The 17,361-nt window shown below is 41.6% G+C and carries 16 protein-coding genes and 2 tRNA genes; 10 read left to right on the forward strand and 8 right to left on the reverse strand.

Going from position 1 to position 17,361, the window contains the following annotated elements; translation table 11 throughout:
* The first annotated feature begins 12 nt into the window (after positions 1–12).
* Positions 13–486 carry a hypothetical protein gene (locus tag BW976_RS12210; protein WP_076373577.1) on the forward strand — a complete coding sequence of 158 codons (474 nt, stop codon included), beginning with the start codon at positions 13–15 and terminating at the stop codon, positions 484–486.
* 76 nt (positions 487–562) lie between these two features.
* Positions 563–799: a hypothetical protein gene (locus BW976_RS29370; RefSeq protein ID WP_175614099.1), complete on the forward strand. Its 237-nt coding sequence runs from the start codon at positions 563–565 to the stop codon at positions 797–799.
* Positions 800–810: 11 nt separating this feature from the next.
* Here the strand turns inward: BW976_RS29370 and BW976_RS12215 are convergent, their stop codons facing one another.
* Positions 811–2,244: a glycoside hydrolase family 76 protein gene (locus tag BW976_RS12215; RefSeq protein WP_076373578.1), complete on the reverse strand. Its 1,434-nt coding sequence runs from the start codon at positions 2,242–2,244 to the stop codon at positions 811–813.
* 216 nt (positions 2,245–2,460) lie between these two features.
* On the opposite strand from BW976_RS12215, the gene BW976_RS12220 reads away from it, so the two are divergent.
* The 3 genes from BW976_RS12220 to BW976_RS12230 all read left to right on the forward strand — a co-directional run bounded on the left by BW976_RS12220 (position 2,461) and on the right by BW976_RS12230 (position 5,510).
* Positions 2,461–3,129 (forward strand): DUF6624 domain-containing protein, encoded by a 669-nt coding sequence (locus BW976_RS12220; protein ID WP_076373579.1) that lies wholly within the window; start codon positions 2,461–2,463, stop codon positions 3,127–3,129.
* A 163-nt stretch (positions 3,130–3,292) separates the two neighbouring features.
* The gene (locus BW976_RS12225) at positions 3,293–4,798 is read left to right on the forward strand and encodes a sodium:solute symporter (protein ID WP_076373580.1); all 1,506 of its coding nucleotides are present in this window, start codon (positions 3,293–3,295) and stop codon (positions 4,796–4,798) included.
* A gap of 4 nt (positions 4,799–4,802) precedes the next feature.
* Positions 4,803–5,510 (forward strand): LOG family protein, encoded by a 708-nt coding sequence (locus BW976_RS12230; protein WP_076373581.1) that lies wholly within the window; start codon positions 4,803–4,805, stop codon positions 5,508–5,510.
* A 55-nt stretch (positions 5,511–5,565) separates the two neighbouring features.
* Here BW976_RS12230 and BW976_RS12235 read toward each other — a convergent pair whose 3' ends face one another.
* Together BW976_RS12235 and BW976_RS12240 are read right to left on the reverse strand one after the other, a co-directional pair.
* Positions 5,566–6,711 (reverse strand): TlpA family protein disulfide reductase, encoded by a 1,146-nt coding sequence (locus BW976_RS12235; RefSeq protein WP_076373582.1) that lies wholly within the window; start codon positions 6,709–6,711, stop codon positions 5,566–5,568.
* Between the two features lie 254 nt (positions 6,712–6,965).
* The gene (locus tag BW976_RS12240) at positions 6,966–7,502 is read right to left on the reverse strand and encodes a hypothetical protein (protein WP_076373583.1); all 537 of its coding nucleotides are present in this window, start codon (positions 7,500–7,502) and stop codon (positions 6,966–6,968) included.
* 336 nt (positions 7,503–7,838) lie between these two features.
* On the opposite strand from BW976_RS12240, the gene BW976_RS12245 reads away from it, so the two are divergent.
* The gene (locus BW976_RS12245; protein WP_076373584.1) at positions 7,839–9,095 is read left to right on the forward strand and encodes a TCR/Tet family MFS transporter; all 1,257 of its coding nucleotides are present in this window, start codon (positions 7,839–7,841) and stop codon (positions 9,093–9,095) included.
* A gap of 92 nt (positions 9,096–9,187) precedes the next feature.
* Positions 9,188–10,456 carry a TCR/Tet family MFS transporter gene (locus BW976_RS12250; protein ID WP_076373585.1) on the forward strand — a complete coding sequence of 423 codons (1,269 nt, stop codon included), beginning with the start codon at positions 9,188–9,190 and terminating at the stop codon, positions 10,454–10,456.
* Between the two features lie 94 nt (positions 10,457–10,550).
* Here the strand turns inward: BW976_RS12250 and BW976_RS12255 are convergent, their stop codons facing one another.
* Together BW976_RS12255 and BW976_RS12260 are read right to left on the reverse strand one after the other, a co-directional pair.
* The gene (locus BW976_RS12255) at positions 10,551–11,147 is read right to left on the reverse strand and encodes a DUF502 domain-containing protein (protein ID WP_076373586.1); all 597 of its coding nucleotides are present in this window, start codon (positions 11,145–11,147) and stop codon (positions 10,551–10,553) included.
* A 97-nt stretch (positions 11,148–11,244) separates the two neighbouring features.
* The gene (locus BW976_RS12260; RefSeq protein WP_076373587.1) at positions 11,245–13,707 is read right to left on the reverse strand and encodes a bifunctional UDP-N-acetylmuramoyl-tripeptide:D-alanyl-D-alanine ligase/alanine racemase; all 2,463 of its coding nucleotides are present in this window, start codon (positions 13,705–13,707) and stop codon (positions 11,245–11,247) included.
* 59 nt (positions 13,708–13,766) lie between these two features.
* Between BW976_RS12260 and BW976_RS12265 the strand changes: the two genes are divergently transcribed.
* The 3 genes from BW976_RS12265 (at position 13,767) to BW976_RS12275 (ending at position 14,526) form a co-directional block, all read left to right on the forward strand.
* The gene (locus tag BW976_RS12265) at positions 13,767–14,249 is read left to right on the forward strand and encodes a regulatory protein RecX (RefSeq protein WP_076373588.1); all 483 of its coding nucleotides are present in this window, start codon (positions 13,767–13,769) and stop codon (positions 14,247–14,249) included.
* Between the two features lie 68 nt (positions 14,250–14,317).
* A tRNA-Gly gene (locus BW976_RS12270) sits at positions 14,318–14,390 on the forward strand.
* A gap of 51 nt (positions 14,391–14,441) precedes the next feature.
* Positions 14,442–14,526 (forward strand) — tRNA-Leu (locus tag BW976_RS12275).
* 123 nt (positions 14,527–14,649) lie between these two features.
* Here BW976_RS12275 and BW976_RS12280 read toward each other — a convergent pair.
* From BW976_RS12280 to BW976_RS12290, 3 genes are all read right to left on the reverse strand, one after another.
* Complete coding sequence (locus BW976_RS12280; protein WP_076373589.1) at positions 14,650–15,537, reverse strand: retropepsin-like aspartic protease; 888 nt, start codon at positions 15,535–15,537, stop codon at positions 14,650–14,652.
* A 70-nt stretch (positions 15,538–15,607) separates the two neighbouring features.
* Positions 15,608–16,558 (reverse strand): slipin family protein, encoded by a 951-nt coding sequence (locus BW976_RS12285; RefSeq protein WP_076373716.1) that lies wholly within the window; start codon positions 16,556–16,558, stop codon positions 15,608–15,610.
* 1 nt (position 16,559) lies between these two features.
* Complete coding sequence (locus BW976_RS12290) at positions 16,560–16,925, reverse strand: GntR family transcriptional regulator (RefSeq protein WP_076373590.1); 366 nt, start codon at positions 16,923–16,925, stop codon at positions 16,560–16,562.
* Between the last annotated feature and the right edge of the window lie 436 nt (positions 16,926–17,361).

Raw genomic sequence — 17,361 nt, forward strand, 5'->3', positions numbered from 1 at the left:
AGTGATTTTATAATGTGTGAAACAGGATTTGATTTTGCTCCGTGGATAGCTATTGTAATCTCTATAATTGCCTTACTCGTGGCTTTATATGTAGGTTATTATACAATAAGATTGCAAGTAATCTCAGCCATAGAGAATAAACTAACAATCAAAGCTAAGGAGTGCAATAAGTACATTATAGACGATGATCAAAAATTCCCATTGCAAACACATTATGCGTCAGCTATTATATCATCAATTTTATATGCCACTCATATACTGGATTTGCAATTTAAGACTTATAATGTCTTTTTGTGGAGAAGTAAAAAGCAAGGGTTTAAAGATATTTTTTATTTAGAATTGCATACCTCGATAAGTGACTATGTTCATAGGAACCAATTAGAATTGATACCTGATGATCCTACATTACGACCAATAATTAATCGACAATTACAAGATGCTCATGATTTCTTAGAAGAATCAGATTCGAAATTCAGGTTTAAATAAAAATAATCTTTAGTCTGTGGTCGGTGTTTTCACCACCGGTGTTCGGAAGAATCAACATAAGTACTAAACATCAGATTTGGCTAAAGCCAATAGCGATTTACTTGTAATCCGTTGGTTAAAACCAACGGCAATAAATGGTAAATCAATAAGTTTTCCATTCATTGCCGTCCCATTTATGGGACGGATAATAGAAGTATTTGATGGCTTTAGCCAAAATAAGAATCTTCCGAACACCTATGGTGATAACACCGACTATAAGCTGGAATCTAAAACAAAAAGCCTCCCGCTATACAACGGGAGGCTCGGGATTTAATAAAGTAAAGGTTATTGTATTTTAACCGACGACACTACATCATTAGCCGTGGGTGTAAGATTAGGAAAATGCGGAGTGTCGGCATTCAGCTGCCATGCAGTACCCTGAAAATTATCATCGCTGTACATGGTCACTGTCCAGCCATCAGGTATACTTGCCGATGATGCCCAGTTATCAATAAAGCCAAAAGTTTGTAGCTGGGCCAAGGTATAGTTGCCTTTAGGAATAGGCTTGGTAGCGGCGCCGCCATACATGGTATTGGCATAAAATGTTACTCCCGGCGGAAACAGGCAAACATTTTTGGGGAACAACTGCAGGAAAGTAACCAGACTGCTGGCTTCATATGATTGGATGTAACCGGTTGGGCAGGTTACCGCATAATTGCGGTAAGTAAGGTTACGGACCCTGTCGCGGTTTAACCAACCGGTGGTTAAATTTTGTTTGATCCAGTCCAGGTATTGAGTTTGACCACCCTCGTTTACCAACGGCATCAGGTAATCGGCAAATATGGCTTTCATAACGCCCTGCTCGTTAAAGTCGCCTTCGGCAGGTAGGATGCCATCGGTGCATAGGTTGTTTTTTACGTAGTCGGCATATCTTTTGGCATCAGCCAGGTAAGCGGCATTATGCGATTGTTTATAAAGCAAATAAGCAGCGCCAATGGCCGTACCGGCATTATAAGTATAAGCCTGCCCACACGGAGGGTTGCTGCCGATCTTATTATCATAAACCTCGCCTGTACTGGCATCCGTAAGGTTGCTTTTTGCCCAGGTATAAATGGATTGTGCTTTGGTTAAATAAGTTTGATCATGGGTTATATTATACAGGCGCATAGCCCCTATAACGGTTGGGAAATTGATGCAGGAGTTTTTACCGCTATGGTTAAAATCCCAAAACATGCCGCCATCAACCGGATCGTAAGAGCCAGCCCAAACCCGATCGAAACCAGCTTTGGCATTTTGCAGGTAGGCAGCGTTACCGGTGAGCTGATGGGCACGCGCCAGGGCCATTACCCACCACATCATATCATCATATATAAACCAGGTGGTGGTATTGTTCCAGTTGTAGCCATCGTACTGATTAAAGCCACCCTGGTACATGGCATTTACGCGGGCCAGTTGAGCTGGTTTATGGGTACGATTATACACATCCATAGCCATATCCCAGTAAATGGCCTGCGTCCATATAGCGGCTATACCGTCCTTGTTCGTGGTGCTATAATATAAATTAGTATTGGAGTTAAAACAGGCCGCATTAAAAGCCGAATAAGCCGAATCTGCAATGGCATCGTTGGAGTTGGAGCAGTTGAGTACATGGAGTTGTTGCTGTTTACTTACCGCATCGGTGTTAGCAGTATTTGGTGGGATAGTCCTGGCTTTGCTACAACTCAGCAAAGCGGTGCATGCACCCAAAACCGCAAAAAAGAAAGTTTTTTGTACGCTCATAAATTTAAGTATTAAGGTTTAACTATTGGTTATTATTTATAACAATAATAAGGCGAACTCGTGCTTAAATAATGATTAAACCCTATAAAAAAATCGTTAACCCGTTTGTTAACCGGGGCATTAACCCGATATATTAAACGTAATAGCATTATTACCCGGTTTAAATGAAAGTGATCTTTTGTTTTTTTTAGCTTAGTGATTATAAATATCCTAACTATGAAAAACCTGTTTTTATACCTGCTCATAATGGGGTGCTGCATCGGCAAGGTTGAGGCTCAATCTAAAAAGTTTAATCAAGCTCTTGCTGATAGCCTGATCAAATGGGCTTCTGTTGACCAAACCGTTGCCGGCTTTACCAGTACACAGACCAATAAATTACCGCCTGAAAAATGGCAGAAATACAAAGACAGCATTTTTCAAACACATGGACGCTTGCTCAGTAATATTTTGAAACACTATGGCTACCCAGGTTACGATTTGGTTGGTGAAAAAAGCAGTAATGCTTTCTGGTTGATGGCTCAGCATTCTGATTATGACCCGGCATTACAGGAAAGGATATTGGCAGCAATGAAACCCGAATTAACCAAACACAATGCCGATCCTAAAAATTTTGCATACTTAACCGACCGGGTGCGCCTCAACACTGGCCGCAAACAACTATACGGCACCCAGGTTACTTATCGTAATGATAGTTGCCAGGCTATACCCCGTGCATTGACTGATAGCCTGGCTGTCAATGCGCGCAGGAAGGAGATTGGCCTGGAACCCATCGAATCTTACCTGAACTGGATATCGCAGATACATTTCGAGACGAATAAATCTCTTTTTGAACAAAAAGGGATTCATAAGCCCAAACTCCTACCTCTTCCAAAGCCGGGTGCTTAAAGCTGAATATAAAAACCGGCACACCGATAAAATCCGAACCCCAACACGCGAATTCCGAAATCAAAATTACCTTTTGTAAAAAAAGTTTCCGACTTTCGGATTAAACAGAGATCTGAACTTCCGGAATCCCCGACTTTCGGTCTTGCAGACTTAAAACAAACATATGTCGCCCGGAATACTACTTTCATTTATCATTGGTTACTTTTTGGTGCTATTAGTTATATCATGGCTTACTTCAAAAAAATCATCGGATAACGATACGTTTTTTGTGGCCAACCGCAACTCCAAATGGTATCTGGTGGCTTTCGGGATGATCGGCACGGCGCTTAGCGGGGTAACTTTTATTTCGGTACCGGGCAAAGTCGGCGCCCCCTCTGGCGATCAGTTCTCTTACTTTCAGTTTGTATTGGGTAATGCCGCTGGCTTTATCATCATTGCCACAGTACTGCTGCCGTTGTATTACCGGCTTAAGCTCACCTCCATTTATAGTTATATCGAAGGCGCATTGGGTACCTGGAGCTATAAAACCGCAGCAGGTATATTTTTAATCAGCAGAGTTATCGGCTCCGCATTCAGGCTTTATCTGGTGGTTATTGTGCTGCAAAAGTTCATTTTCGATAGTTACCATATCCCTTTCGCCGTTACTGTGCTCATTTGTTTGCTGTTGATCTGGTCGTACACGTTCAAGGGCGGTTTAAAAACCATTATTATTACCGATAGTTTGCAAACTTTTTTCCTGGTGCTATCTGTATTCTTGTCGATATATTTTATTTGCCAGAGCCTGCACATGAATATTTTTGAAGCTGCCAATGCCATTAAAGACAGCAGCTATTCCAAGATATTCTTCTTTAACGATTTTTTGAGCAGCAAGCTCCATTTTACTAAGGCTTTCCTGGGTGGTTTATTCATTACCGTGGGCATGACGGGGCTTGATCAGGACCTGATGCAAAAGAACCTGAGTCTTAAAAACATCAAAGAAGCGCAAAAAAACATGTTCAGCTTTACAGGCGTGTTTGTGGTGATCAATATCTTTTTTTTAAGCGTGGGCGCTTTGCTTTGGATATATGCCAACAAATATGGCATCCATGTAGATAAAACCGACTATCTGTACCCTACCATCGCCCTTAAATACCTGGGCATAGTACCGGCCATGGTGTTTATGCTTGGCTTAACGGCAGCTACTTTTGCCACTACCGATTCGGCCCTTACAGCGCTCACCACCTCCTTCTGTGTCGATTTTTTAAACTTCAACAAAAAAGGCGACCTCAACAGCAAAAAAATGGTAGGCATCAGGCATGGAGTGCACATCGCTTTTTCAGGGCTAATGTTTTTAACCATTGTGATATTTAATGCCATTAATAATGATGCGGTAGTAAGTAAACTCTTTGAGGTGGCCTCTTATACTTATGGGCCGCTATTGGGCCTGTATTCCTTTGGTCTGTTTGTGAGCAACCGGCAGGTACGCGACAAGCTGGTGCCGTTTATTTGTCTGATATCGCCGGCGGTATGTTACTTTTTGAGCAGAGAATCAGCCACGCTTTTAGGAGGCTATGTTTTTAGCAATGAGCTGATCATTGTAAACGGATTAATTACTTTTGTGGGATTGTTGCTTACCTCTACATCAAAAAAACAAAATAGCAACGTTATAGTTAATTACACTACAGAATAAGATAATGACAGGCGAAGAAAAAATAAGACAAGCGTTTGAAAACAAAAACTGGCAGGAAATCAAAGTGACCGATTCCTGGCAGATATTTAAAATAATGGCCGAATTTGTCGACGGTTTTGAGAAACTGGCTAAAATAGGCCCATGTGTATCCATATTCGGATCGGCGCGTACCCATAACGATAACAAGTATTATCAACTGGCCGAAGATAGCGCCCGCCTGCTAACCGAGCATGGCTATGGCGTAATATCCGGTGGCGGCCCTGGTATTATGGAAGCAGCCAATAAAGGCGCCTTTGAAGCTGGCGGTAAATCGGTGGGTTTAAATATCGAATTGCCGTTTGAGCAGTTTCATAATAAATACATCGACAGGGATAAGATACTGGAGTTTGATTACTTCTTTATCCGCAAGGTAATGTTCATGAAATATTCGCAGGGCTTTATCATCCTGCCTGGTGGTTTCGGCACTATGGACGAGTCGTTCGAAGCGATCACATTGATACAAACAGGTAAAATTGCCCGTTTCCCTATTATTTTTGTTGGGGTAGAATACTGGAAGGGCCTGTTTAACTGGGTGGAAGAAAAAATGCTGGCCGAGCAGCACAACATCAACCCCGACGATCTTAATCTGTATCGTGTAGTTGATACCGCCGAAGAAGCCGTGGAGCATATCACCCGTTTCTACAACAAGTATGTATTGAAGCCGAATTTTTAATAATTGTAAAAAAGAATGCCACGCTTCGGGTGGCATTCTTTTTTTATTAAATATTTTATTTACCCCCTACCTGGGCCAATTGCGGCTCATTAGCCAGATCAATCATCGTACTGATTTCATCAACCAGATCATCTGCCGAACCCTCAAAGCCTACTTTCTTAAATCTTATAATCCCGTTTTTATCAATAATAAACTTTGTTGGAATGCCAGGAACGTCAAACTGTGATACCACTTTTGCTTGCTTTCCGGCATCATTCTTTTCGTCAAGCAGCACATTAAAAGTATATTTATTATCAGCAATGAATTTTTTAACTCCGTCAACGTAATTAGCCTCACGTTCCCATGTGTCGATGAATAAAAATTTCACATTGGGGTCATCCTTATACTTATTTACGGCCATTTGCATCCCGGGAAAGGATGCCTTACAAGGGCCGCACCAGGTAGCCCAAAAATCGACTATTACGGTTTTACCTTTTAAACCAGCTAATGAAACCGTATTGCCATCCAAATCTTTTAATGAAAAAGGGATAGCCGGTTGATTGATCATTTGTTTGGCAAGCTCTTCTATTTTCTTTTTATTGGCAATAGCCATCAACGGCGCCAGGTATTGGTCGTAGCCTGCTTCACTCTTGTTTAAACCAATATAAGCTTTCTTTAATTCCTCTTTTAAAACAGCCGAACTATTGTTGCTTTTTATAGCATTTTCAATTATCGGTTTAGAAGTCGCATATTTACCCAATGCATTTAATATCAGCACATAATGTTCATTTATTCCGGTACTATTACTGGTATTGTGGTCATATACGCCTTGTTGGTATTTTAGTGCTTCGGCGTATTTACCCTCTTTATACAAAATAAATGCGTAGGTATCGGCATACCCATCATAAGTTTTGTTATTATCTTTAATTACACTTTTAAGAGAACTATAAGGTCTGGCAACCGGCTTTTTCATACTCTCCTGCATAATATCCAATGATTGTTTGGATAATTTTTCTGCTTCGGCTAGTTTTGCACCTTTCTGGGCCCACTCATAGGCCACATTATTCAGCCCTCTTGCCAACCCTAATTTATCCTTTACCTGAGCAGCATATTTATTACTCTCCGCAATATTTCCATCTTTCAGATAACCCGAGACCAATTGCATTCTGATATAATCAAGGTAAAAATCTTTCACATCAGTTTTTTCAGGGTATTTACTCATGTATATTTTTAACAGTGAATCTTTTTTACTTAAATCCTTTTCCTTTAACATGCTCATCGCATCTGCACTTTTCACCGTCTCACCATTCGGGAATCTTGTTTTTATGATGGCTTGTAATGAGTCATTGGCGGCTCTTCCCTTACTCCATGCTAATAGGTTTAATGCAAATCTTTGATCTTTTTCCTGATCACTTTTTTCAAGTAAGGCTATTTTTTTGGTAACTATTTCCTCTGATTGCGGATCTTTTTTTTCTATTAACAGCCGATAATACTCCTCATCGAATTTCTTTCAGTTGCAGGGAATAATTCCCTTTCTTTTATCATCAGCGTTAAACCAGCTTCGTTATCTTTCTTAATTTTAGCAAAATGAGTACCTAAGCCGCTCGCCAATATAAAGCCATTGCTTTCATAAGCACCTTCAACCGGTTTTTTATCTTTATAAATTAAAAATACGTAGCCCTTATCATTATTATTATCAATAACATCGTCACTAAATATTTTAACAAAAAATGCTTTCGCAGTTGTTGGTATAGTAAACTCACCGGTTAATGTATTGCCATCTGCTTTAAGGTCAACATCAACAGCAGGATAGTCCTTACCATCAATATAAAAAACTTCTGCACTAATATCCTTTTTCCCTTCAACCGGCGTTCCGACCGGGTTATAGCTTATTTTTATTTTTTCGGCAGCGGCAGGGTAACTATCGGATAAGGAGAGGTGACCAACCTGAGCAAAAGCGTTTTGAAGCAGCAGCAAAGCCGGCAAAACAAGGAGGAATTTATGATTTTTCATAGCTTAAACTATATTTTTAGTTAATTTATGAACAAAATATTATATATCCAGTTTTTTTAAGAATATTTAACATTAATTAAGAATATTTAACATTAATATTTTGAACCACTGCCATTCAATGGCAACCAAATACTATCATTGTGGATATCTTCTCTGTAACAAATAGTACATTAGTGAGTCTTTTCTATCTTTAAGTTTCTTACCAATACTTTTTAATCACCTAAAGGATATCATTATGTCACGATGCACCCCTAAATGTGTCGTAATAGCCCCTTTCAGGTTTTAATACAGGAAGGTAAATTTGATCTGTAAATAATTTGCAAAAAACATATACTCATGAATACTAAAGTTAAACCCCAGGCTGCCTTAGGATTTATTTTTGTTACCCTGTTGATAGATATTATTGGCTTTGGTATTATCATACCTGTTTTACCCAAACTGATACAACACCTTATTCATGGTAATCTGAGCGATGCTTCGCGTTATGGGGGATGGCTCGCGTTTGCCTATGCCTTTATGCAGTTTATCTGCGCCCCGTTGCTGGGTAACCTGAGCGACAAATATGGTCGGCGACCAGTACTGCTGGCATCCTTGCTGGGCTTTAGTATCGATTATACATTCCTGGCCTTTGCACCATCCATAGGCTGGTTGTTTGTGGGCAGGCTTATAGCCGGTGTTACCGGAGCCAGTTTTACTACAGCCTCAGCTTACATTGCCGATATCAGCACTCCTGAAAAACGTGCGCAAAACTTCGGACTTATTGGTGCAGCGTTTGGTTTGGGTTTTATCATCGGTCCGGTATTAGGAGGCATACTTGGGCAATACAGCACCAAACTACCATTTATTGCGGCAGCTGTATTGGCGCTCATTAATGCGCTATATGGCTTTTTCATTCTGCCAGAATCACTGTCGATGGATCATCGCCGCAAGTTTGAGTGGAAAAGGGCAAACCCCGTTGGTTCGTTAATGCAATTAAAAAAATACCCGGCTATAAGTGGTTTGGTGGTATCATTGATCCTGATATACATAGCTGCACAGGCGGTACAAAGCACCTGGACTTTTTTCACCATGGAAAAATTTAGCTGGAACGAGGCCTGGGTAGGTTATTCGCTGGGCTTTGTAGGAGTGATGTCGGCACTGGTACAGGGCTGGCTTATTCGTATCACTATCCCCAAACTGGGTCAGCAAAAAAGTATATGGATTGGTTTATTATTTTATAGTGCGGGTCTTTTCCTTTTTGCCTTTGCCACTAAAGGCTGGATGATGTTTGCCATACTGGTTCCCTACTGTCTGGGCGGTATAGCAGGCCCCGCATTACAAGGCCTGATAAGCCAGGAGGTGCCTCCTAATGAACAAGGTGAGTTGCAGGGCGGGTTAACCAGCCTCATGAGCGCCACCACCATTGTCGGGCCGCCAATGATGACCAGCCTGTTCGCTTACTTTACCAGCAAGGGCGCGCCAGTACAATTTGCCGGGGCACCTTTTATGATGGGCGGTGTATTGATGCTGCTGAGCACGATATTGGCCATACGAAGTTTCAGAACCGCTAAGAAGCATCCGGTAGAGGAAGTAAAGGTAGAATCGTTGCCATAAAAATCATCAATTTTTGAAACCTGATTAGCCGGGTAAAAGTGCAAAATGAGTTATGTCAAAACTTTTATCCGCTTTAACCCTTTATACCTTTAATGACCTCTAAACCTAATAAAAAACACTCGGCAGCGCTGGGATTTATATTTGTTACCTTATTTGTTGATGTGCTTGGCCTGGGGGTTATTATACCGGTAATGCCTAAATTACTGGAAACATTAGGCCATATTGATGTAAGTACCGCTACCCAGTACAGCGGTTATTTAACTTTTACTTATGCTTCCATGCAGTTCCTGTTTTCGTCTGTACTGGGTAATTTGAGCGACAGGTATGGCCGCCGCCCCGTACTGCTGAGCTCGCTGCTTGGTTTTGGTATCGATTATATTTTTATGGCCTTTGCCCCTACCATAGGCTGGCTTTTTGTTGGGCGAACCATTGCTGGTATTACCGGGGCCAGTAATTCAACCGCTACAGCTTATATTGCCGACATCAGTACAGGGAAAAACCGGGCGGCCAACTTCGGGCTGGTAGGTGCGGCATCCGGACTAGGGTTTATCATCGGCATAGGTTTGGGGGCATATCTTGGTGATCTTAACGTAAAATATCCCTTTATGGCCGCCGCTGCTTTTGCTTTGATCAATGCTGCTTATGGTTATTTTGTACTGCCCGAGTCATTGGCTCTTAAAAACCGTCGCCGCTTTGAGTGGAAAAAATCAAACCCCATCAGTTCTTTACGCAACCTGGGCAAATACCCGGCGCTTACCGGGCTCGTAGCTTCATTTTCCCTGGTTTATGTGGCCCAAAAAGCGGTAGAATATGTTTTATCTTTTTTCCTGATCGAAAAATTTAACTGGACGCTAAACAGCATCGGCACCCTGGGTATTTTTATCGGTGTAGTGTTGGTGGCCATACAAGGAGGCCTCATCAGGTACACCATCCCCAAATTCGGGCAGGAAAAAAACATTGTGGCTGGTTTGCTTTTTTACACCATTGGTTTAACGCTGATAGCTTTTGCAAATCATGGCTGGCTCATGTACCTGTATATGATACCCTATTGCCTGGGCGGCATATCCGGACCGGCCTTACAAGGCCTAATTACCGGCACCGTATCGCCAAAAGAACAAGGCGAATTACAGGGCTCATTAACCAGCTTAACCAGCGTGGCTGTTATTATTGGCCCACTGTTAATGAGTTCTGTTTTTCACCTGTTCACCCATCGAAATACTACAGCCTATTTCCCTGGCGCACCGTATATCCTGGGAGCAGTGTTAATGCTGATCAGTGTGTTTTTAGCCATCAGAAGCTTTAAAAAGAGCAAAAGCGGAAAACCAAAGGCTCAAAGCGAAAAGCTTAAAGCTGAAGGCTAAAAGCGGAGAGCTCATTTTTTACACTAACCGAAGGTTGCTTACTCAGCTGCCAATCAAAGCTTTTGCTTTCAGCCTTAAGCTTTCGGCTTCAGGCTTAATGATCCAGTCCACTTACTCCGCCGGAAATGACGAACTTCATCATGTCGGCTGCGTTTTTGTCCAGGTGTTTAACCTTGGTGGCGGATATGATCACCACCTGCCCTGCAAAAGAGTAGGAATAAGGGAAATAAACAGCTACTTCGCCGGGGAGGTCAAGCGAGGTTAAATCTTTTTGTACAATGAACCCTATTTTCTTTAACCCGAATTCATTTACCTCTACAATAACAGGTTCATTGAATTTCTTCTCCTCCCCAACAATGGCTTCGGTCAGATCTTTAATAGAGGAATATAGAAATTTGATGAGCGGCAAACGGTTAAGCCAGCGATTAAACCAGCGTTTTATAGGGTCGGTAACTACATTGGTCACTAGTATACCCGCTATCAGGATAACTACCAGCACATTCAGGATACCTAAACCGGGAATATATACGTGTTTGCCTTCTTTATCAACCCAAAGCACATCACTTAAGTTCAGCGCCTTATCTATAGTTGATACCGCCCAATAAATTAAAAAGAACGCCGCACCTATGGGTACCACCACTAACAACCCTTTTACAAAATACCTTAATAAAGCGCCCACTAATCTGTTCATATCTTTTTTAATAGAGCCAAGAAATAAGAGTCAAGAATCAAGAAAAATAAATCAAGGAAGTCTTAATTCTTGACTCTTATTTCTTACTTCTCTTTACTTATTCATAAAAATACACTCTTTTTACCCTTTGTGAAACATTAGTTAATATTTCATAGGGAATAGTGCCTATTTGTTTAGCTAGTTCTTCAATGCGGTTTTTATCATCAAAGATAATCACTTCATCCCCTTCGCTAACATCCAGGCCGCTTACATCCAGCATGCACATGTCCATAGTAATATTACCTACGGTAGGTACCAACGTACCTTTTACCAGCATTTTACCCACCCCATTGCCAAAGGCACGCAGGTAACCATCTGCGTAACCAATGCGTACAGTGGCTATTTTGCCATCCTTTAACAGGCTGCCACTACGGCCATAGCTAATGGTATCTCCTGCTCCTATTTTTTTAACCTGGGCAACACTGGTTTTTAAGCGTGCTACAGGTTGCAAAGCCTGATCGGTGGCCGGTACCGACGAATCGATACCATACAAACCAATACCCAACCGCACCATATCATAATGAGCACCCGGGAAACGGATAATGCCGGCTGTATTACAAATATGCTTGATCACCTTATAGCCCAATGTTCTTTCTATCTCCTTAAAAGCTTTTTCAAAACTCTTGATCTGTTTTTTGCTAAACTCATCGTGTTGGGGGGCCTCACTGGCTACCAGGTGCGAAAATACCGACTCTACCCGAATATACCGGTTTTGCTCCAGCATATCGCACAGCATATCTATCTCAAAGCCCTCAAATCCCAGGCGGTGCATACCCGTATCAATTTTCAGGTGCACCGGATAGCCTGACAGGCCATGATCTCGGCTATAGGATACAAAATCATCCAACAGGCCAAAACTGTAAATTACTGGCTGCAGTTTATGTTCGGTTAGTTTATCAAATGCCGAAGCTTCGGGATTAAGCACCATCAGCGGTAAATTGATACCAGCCTGGCGCAAGGCCACTCCTTCGTCAATATAGGCTACGGCAAGGTAATCGGCTTTGTTGTATTGCAGCATATTGGCCACCTCAAAAGTACCGCTACCGTAAGAGAATGCTTTGACCATGGCCATTACTTTTACGCTCGGTTTTAATTTGGAGCGATAAAAGTTAAGGTTACCCAATAGGGTATTCAGGTTGATCTCCATGATGGTTTCATGCGCCTTTTGGGTCAATGCACTGCTGATGCGCTCAAACTCAAAACTGCGCGAACCTTTGATCAGGATAGTCTCTTCTTTAAAATTGAGCGTCTTGAGCTGCTGTACCAATGCATTAGTATCGGCAAAAAAGTGCTGCTCGGGTAGTGCAAAACAGGTTTGGTTATTGATGAGGGCAGTACCTACACCAATAAACCTATCGATCTTTTGAGTGCCGATAAGCGTAGCTACCTGGCAGTACAACACGTCCTGCTGCAAACCCGATTGTAAGATATCTGACAGGATAAGCGTTTTTTTCTGATGCTGATTTTGCTGCCCCAGGAAGTTAAGCGCAATTTCCAGCGATTGCAGATCGGAGTTATATGTATCATCAATAACCGAGCAATTGTTAATGCCATTCTTCAACTCCAGGCGCATGCTCACCGGGTTAAGGCGTTCAATTCGTCTGTCCACCTCAGCCGGACTATAGCCAAGGGCCAGCATAGTGGCCCAGCAGGTAATCGCATTTTCTACCGAAGCCTGGTCAGAAAACGGAATGAGGCATTCTATTTCCTTCTTTTGATAGTAAGCCCGCAGGTAATATTTTTTGGAGATCACCGTCTCGCTGAAAACATACAAATCGGCCACTTTAAACTTGCGGCTCCAGGTAAAAGTCTCTTTTACGGGAATATCTTTCTGATAATCGAGCAAATCCTCATAATGATAAATCAGTTTTTTACTCCTCTTAAACAGCAACAGCTTCTCCAGCACCTTTTGGCGTCTGTTGGTAAAACCTTCGTCATGCGCCGAACCCAGGTGAGTCAGTACCCCTATCTGCGGCCTGATGATAGCCCAGAGCTTTTCCATTTCGTTTACAGTGGAAATACCTGCTTCAAAAATTCCCAGATCATTACGGCTGTTGATCTGCCATACCGATAGCGGCACACCTATTTGCGAATTATAACTTTTGGGGTTACGTACAATATTTTTATCGGCAGTAAGTAATTGATATAACCACTCTTTTACAATGGTTTTACCATTACTACCCGTTATGCCAATCACCTGTAACTTAAACTGGCACCGATGAGCTGCAGCCAATGCCTGTAAAGCGGCCAGCGGATCTTCAACCCGCAAAAAATTGGCTCCGGGTAGATTAAATTCTGGCCCGTGTTTCACCACAAAATTACGTACACCCGCGGCATAGGCCTCGGCCACAAACTCATGCCCGTTGCGCCGGGCGCTCAATGCAAAAAACAATCCTTCGGCCGCGTTGCTGATCCGGCGGCTATCGGTAAGCAGGGTGCTCACGATACTGTCGTTTACAATGTTACCTTCGGCGTTAATGATCTGCTTAACTTCGGTGATGGTGTATTGATTGTTATGCATGGCACGAATTTGAGTATATTATCTAACAATAGAAGAATTTTTAACGAATTTTGACATTGATGGACGAGCCTAAAAAAATTAAGATAAGCAACCCGGAAGTAGCATTGGCCAAGGCCGAACATTTTTGCGCCTACCAGGAACGCTCGCAGCAGGAGGTCCGTGACAAGCTTTACGAATGGGGACTTTGGCCCGATGCCGTTGAACAAACTATCGGCCGACTGATAGAGGGGAATTTTTTGAATGAGGATCGTTTTGCCAAAGCCTATGTAAAAGGCAAATTCAACCAAAAAGCCTGGGGCAGGATCAAAATAAAACAAGGCCTGAAACTAAAACGGGTACCCGATGTACTGATCAAAAAGGCGCTGCTCACCATTGACCCTGACGACTATATGGCTGCACTGACCCGCTTGCTGGAGAAAAAAGCAACCGCTGTAAACGAAAAAAATGAGTTTAAACGTCGGTACAAACTACAGCAGTACGCCATGAGCCGCGGATATGAAGCCGACCTGATAGCTGAAGTTTTGAAAAACAGCGACTTATAAAAAACTTTAAAATATTTCATTTTTGTATTTGCAGAATATGGTTTTCTGTCTATATTTGCACTCCCAACGCGAAAGTAGCTCAGTTGGTAGAGCACGACCTTGCCAAGGTCGGGGTCGCGAGTTCGAATCTCGTCTTTCGCTCAAAGCCCTTCCTTCAAAAAGTTGGGCTTTATTTTTAAAAGGTTAACACCTGCTCAGATGGTGGAACTGGTAGACACGCAGGACTTAAAATCCTGTTCCCGTAAACGGAGTGCGGGTTCGATTCCCGCTCTGAGTACAAAACCCTGATACATGCCCGTATCAGGGTTTTTGTTTTTTATATCTTTTTTATTCCGGTAGTCTGAAGACTACAAGCATAGTGCATCCGAAGTCAGAGAGTTGGATGCACTATGCTTGTATTTCAACGCTGCACCAGCAACATTTTATCTTGAAGATCAAAAGTTATTCTTTTTCCTAACCAGTTGATCCAGATAATACCATCATAAATAAGGCCGTTCACAAATTGAACTGAAAAGTCTTTTACATTAATGGTTGGTTGGTCGTCCGCGGCCAGGGTTTTTAGATGTGTTATGTAAATTGTAGAAGCGAATGCCTCATTCATTTCGCTTTTCTTTTGTATTTTCTTCACCTTTAGGGTATCGGCTATATCTACATTTAAAGGTTTAAGGTATTTGGTATTCAGCCTGTAAATATCCTTTCCTGCTCCGGCGTCGAGCGCAAGTTGTAAATTCAGCTTATCATTAATTTTAAAGTATGAAAAAATAACAAGGGACTTTTCACGGGATTGTTCCAATTGAACAGGTAGCTTTTTAGCCGTTCTTTTTATCATCGCGAGATTAGCCGGCGATTCAAGCCTCAACACCTTTTTCTCAAAGTCAATAGTAAAGGGCCTGGACTCTAATAGCTTCAAAGATATAATTCCGTCGATACCTGCAATGTCAAAGTCTGCGTAGCTTATTTCTTCTTCGGCCTTCTTCAAGCCCCCAAACTCAAAATCAGCAACCCGGTAGAGATCCAGATCCACGCGTTCTCCGGTGGCTCTAAAGGCTGTATAACCGCCATCTTCTAACGTAGTGTGTACCAGTTTTTTAAAAAACGTTTTGGTAAATACGGTTATCCCTGCTCCTGTATCAAAAATGAAGTTACCTTGTACATTATCTATTTTTGCTTTAACCAGGATATGCCCCGATGGTAGTAATTCGAAAGGAATTTCGTCTTTATTAACAGACTGGCAAAAACTGTGAAAAGGCAGCAGCAATAACAAGCAAATTACGTAATTGACCTTCATGATATTCTTTTTTCATTTATTCATAAATATAGTAGAATAAATTGAACTCAACTTTTGGAGATTTCCCGGATTATGCTTTCTTTCCGGGTTTGTTTTTCTTCTCGGGTTCAATAACTTGTTCAGGTTGATGTATCTGTTGCGGTTCATTTGATTTTGCTAATGAGATCAATCCACCCATCGCTCCAAGATTCATGGAATCCAATGCCGAACTTGGCACAATAACCATAGATCCTTTTTCTTTCAAGCCTTCAAATAACATATTCATCCCTCTCAGGTGCAAGGCTACGGGATTATTAACATATTGCAGGCTTGCCAAAGCGAATTTTTCGGCAATTTCTGTTTCGGCTGTCCCCAGGATCACCCTTGCCCTGCGTTCTCTTTCGGCCTGGGCCTCCTTGCTCATGGCATCGGCTAATAATTGAGGGATAACAATATCTTTAATACCTACATTCTGGCAGGTTATCCCCCAGGGGTTGGTATGCTCATCCAGCGTTCTTTGTAGTAAATCCGTTACCTTATCCCGTTCCTGCAATAGCTCAGCCAGTTCATGTTTGCCTATTACATCTCTTAATCCTGTTTGTGCGATGTAAGCAATAGCTACTTCATAATCCTGCACCTCAAGCGCGGCTTTTTCAACATCCCACACAGTCCAATATACTACAGCATCAACATTTACAGGTACGGTATCTTTTGTCAGCGTCTGTTCGGCTTTAAATTCTGTAACTCTAACCCGCTGGTCGATATAATTATCTACTTTGTCAATTATGGGGATAGTAAAAAATATGCCGGGCCCTCTTAGCCCCGTGTATTTACCCATACGCAAAACAACAGCTTTTTCCCATTGGTCGGCAATATTTACCGCATTAGCAATAAACAGGGAAATGATGAGAAATAAAACGAGTATTACGGCATTAATGTATCCTGTGTAATAACCCCAAATAGAAACTCCTATCAATACAAGACAAATCATTCCTGAAATTGGATTAAACGCCAACTTGGTATTTTTTTTAGTATTTATCATATCATTGTTTTTTAAGTTGATTAATAATATCATCTGTTGAAAAACCATAGCTAAATGCAATGGTGGAGAACTCGTTACAGATGTCTTTTAATTTGGCGTTTCTCTCATAGTCTGATATCTGAATTTTTATTTCACTTATAAATGTGCCCGTCCCCTGCTGTGTTTCTAAAATCCGCTGAATTTCCAATTCTTTGTATGCCTTCGCTACCGTATTCAGATTTACTTTCAAATCCACGGCTAAAGAACGTACAGTTGGTAATTGTTCGCCCGTTTTCAGATTTCCTGCTGCTATTCCAAATGTAATTTGATCAATTATCTGCCGATAAAATGGGGTGCCTGTTTTAGGATCTAATTTGAACTTAATCATATTAAAATACTATTGTACTATACATATAGTACAAACATACAACAAGTTTTTAATTTTCAAAATTTAATTTTCGTCATGCTAAAGCATATCAGAATTATTTTGCAAATTATAATCAAGATGACTTTAGTTAAAAGGTAAGGTAAAGGAACCTCCGCCACTGCAAACGAAATTCGGGTTCAGTTCCTGTTCCGCATAAAAAAGCCCCGATACTGGCGTGAGGGCACCCCTTTCATTAGTTTTTTTACCCCTGATGAAGTATTGGCTTTAGCCCATGAAGCTGGCTTTAAGGATACCAAAACAACATCAACAAAAGACATGGAACAGCTTTATTTTACAAACAGAACTGATAATCTTTTACCCGCAAGCGGGGAAATATTCTTGTTAGCGACAACAAATTAAATAATATTCTTTTTCAATAGTTTCTGCCGGATTGGTC

The organism is Mucilaginibacter lappiensis, from assembly GCF_900155965.1.
Lineage (GTDB): Bacteria > Bacteroidota > Bacteroidia > Sphingobacteriales > Sphingobacteriaceae > Mucilaginibacter > Mucilaginibacter lappiensis.

Bases quoted from the DNA above. Each gene is read 5' to 3' on its own strand.
- BW976_RS12210 (WP_076373577.1), top strand. From the start codon at position 13: ATGTGTGAAACAGGATTTGATTTTGCTCCGTGGATAGCTATTGTAATC.
- BW976_RS12215 (WP_076373578.1), bottom strand. From the start codon at position 2,244: ATGAGCGTACAAAAAACTTTCTTTTTTGCGGTTTTGGGTGCATGCACC.
- BW976_RS12220 (WP_076373579.1), top strand. From the start codon at position 2,461: ATGAAAAACCTGTTTTTATACCTGCTCATAATGGGGTGCTGCATCGGC.
- BW976_RS12225 (WP_076373580.1), top strand. From the start codon at position 3,293: ATGTCGCCCGGAATACTACTTTCATTTATCATTGGTTACTTTTTGGTG.
- BW976_RS12230 (WP_076373581.1), top strand. From the start codon at position 4,803: ATGACAGGCGAAGAAAAAATAAGACAAGCGTTTGAAAACAAAAACTGG.
- BW976_RS12235 (WP_076373582.1), bottom strand. From the start codon at position 6,711: ATGAGTAAATACCCTGAAAAAACTGATGTGAAAGATTTTTACCTTGAT.
- BW976_RS12240 (WP_076373583.1), bottom strand. From the start codon at position 7,502: ATGAAAAATCATAAATTCCTCCTTGTTTTGCCGGCTTTGCTGCTGCTT.
- BW976_RS12245 (WP_076373584.1), top strand. From the start codon at position 7,839: ATGAATACTAAAGTTAAACCCCAGGCTGCCTTAGGATTTATTTTTGTT.
- BW976_RS12250 (WP_076373585.1), top strand. From the start codon at position 9,188: ATGACCTCTAAACCTAATAAAAAACACTCGGCAGCGCTGGGATTTATA.
- BW976_RS12255 (WP_076373586.1), bottom strand. From the start codon at position 11,147: ATGAACAGATTAGTGGGCGCTTTATTAAGGTATTTTGTAAAAGGGTTG.
- BW976_RS12260 (WP_076373587.1), bottom strand. From the start codon at position 13,707: ATGCATAACAATCAATACACCATCACCGAAGTTAAGCAGATCATTAAC.
- BW976_RS12265 (WP_076373588.1), top strand. From the start codon at position 13,767: ATGGACGAGCCTAAAAAAATTAAGATAAGCAACCCGGAAGTAGCATTG.
- BW976_RS12280 (WP_076373589.1), bottom strand. From the start codon at position 15,537: ATGAAGGTCAATTACGTAATTTGCTTGTTATTGCTGCTGCCTTTTCAC.
- BW976_RS12285 (WP_076373716.1), bottom strand. From the start codon at position 16,558: ATGATAAATACTAAAAAAAATACCAAGTTGGCGTTTAATCCAATTTCA.
- BW976_RS12290 (WP_076373590.1), bottom strand. From the start codon at position 16,925: ATGATTAAGTTCAAATTAGATCCTAAAACAGGCACCCCATTTTATCGG.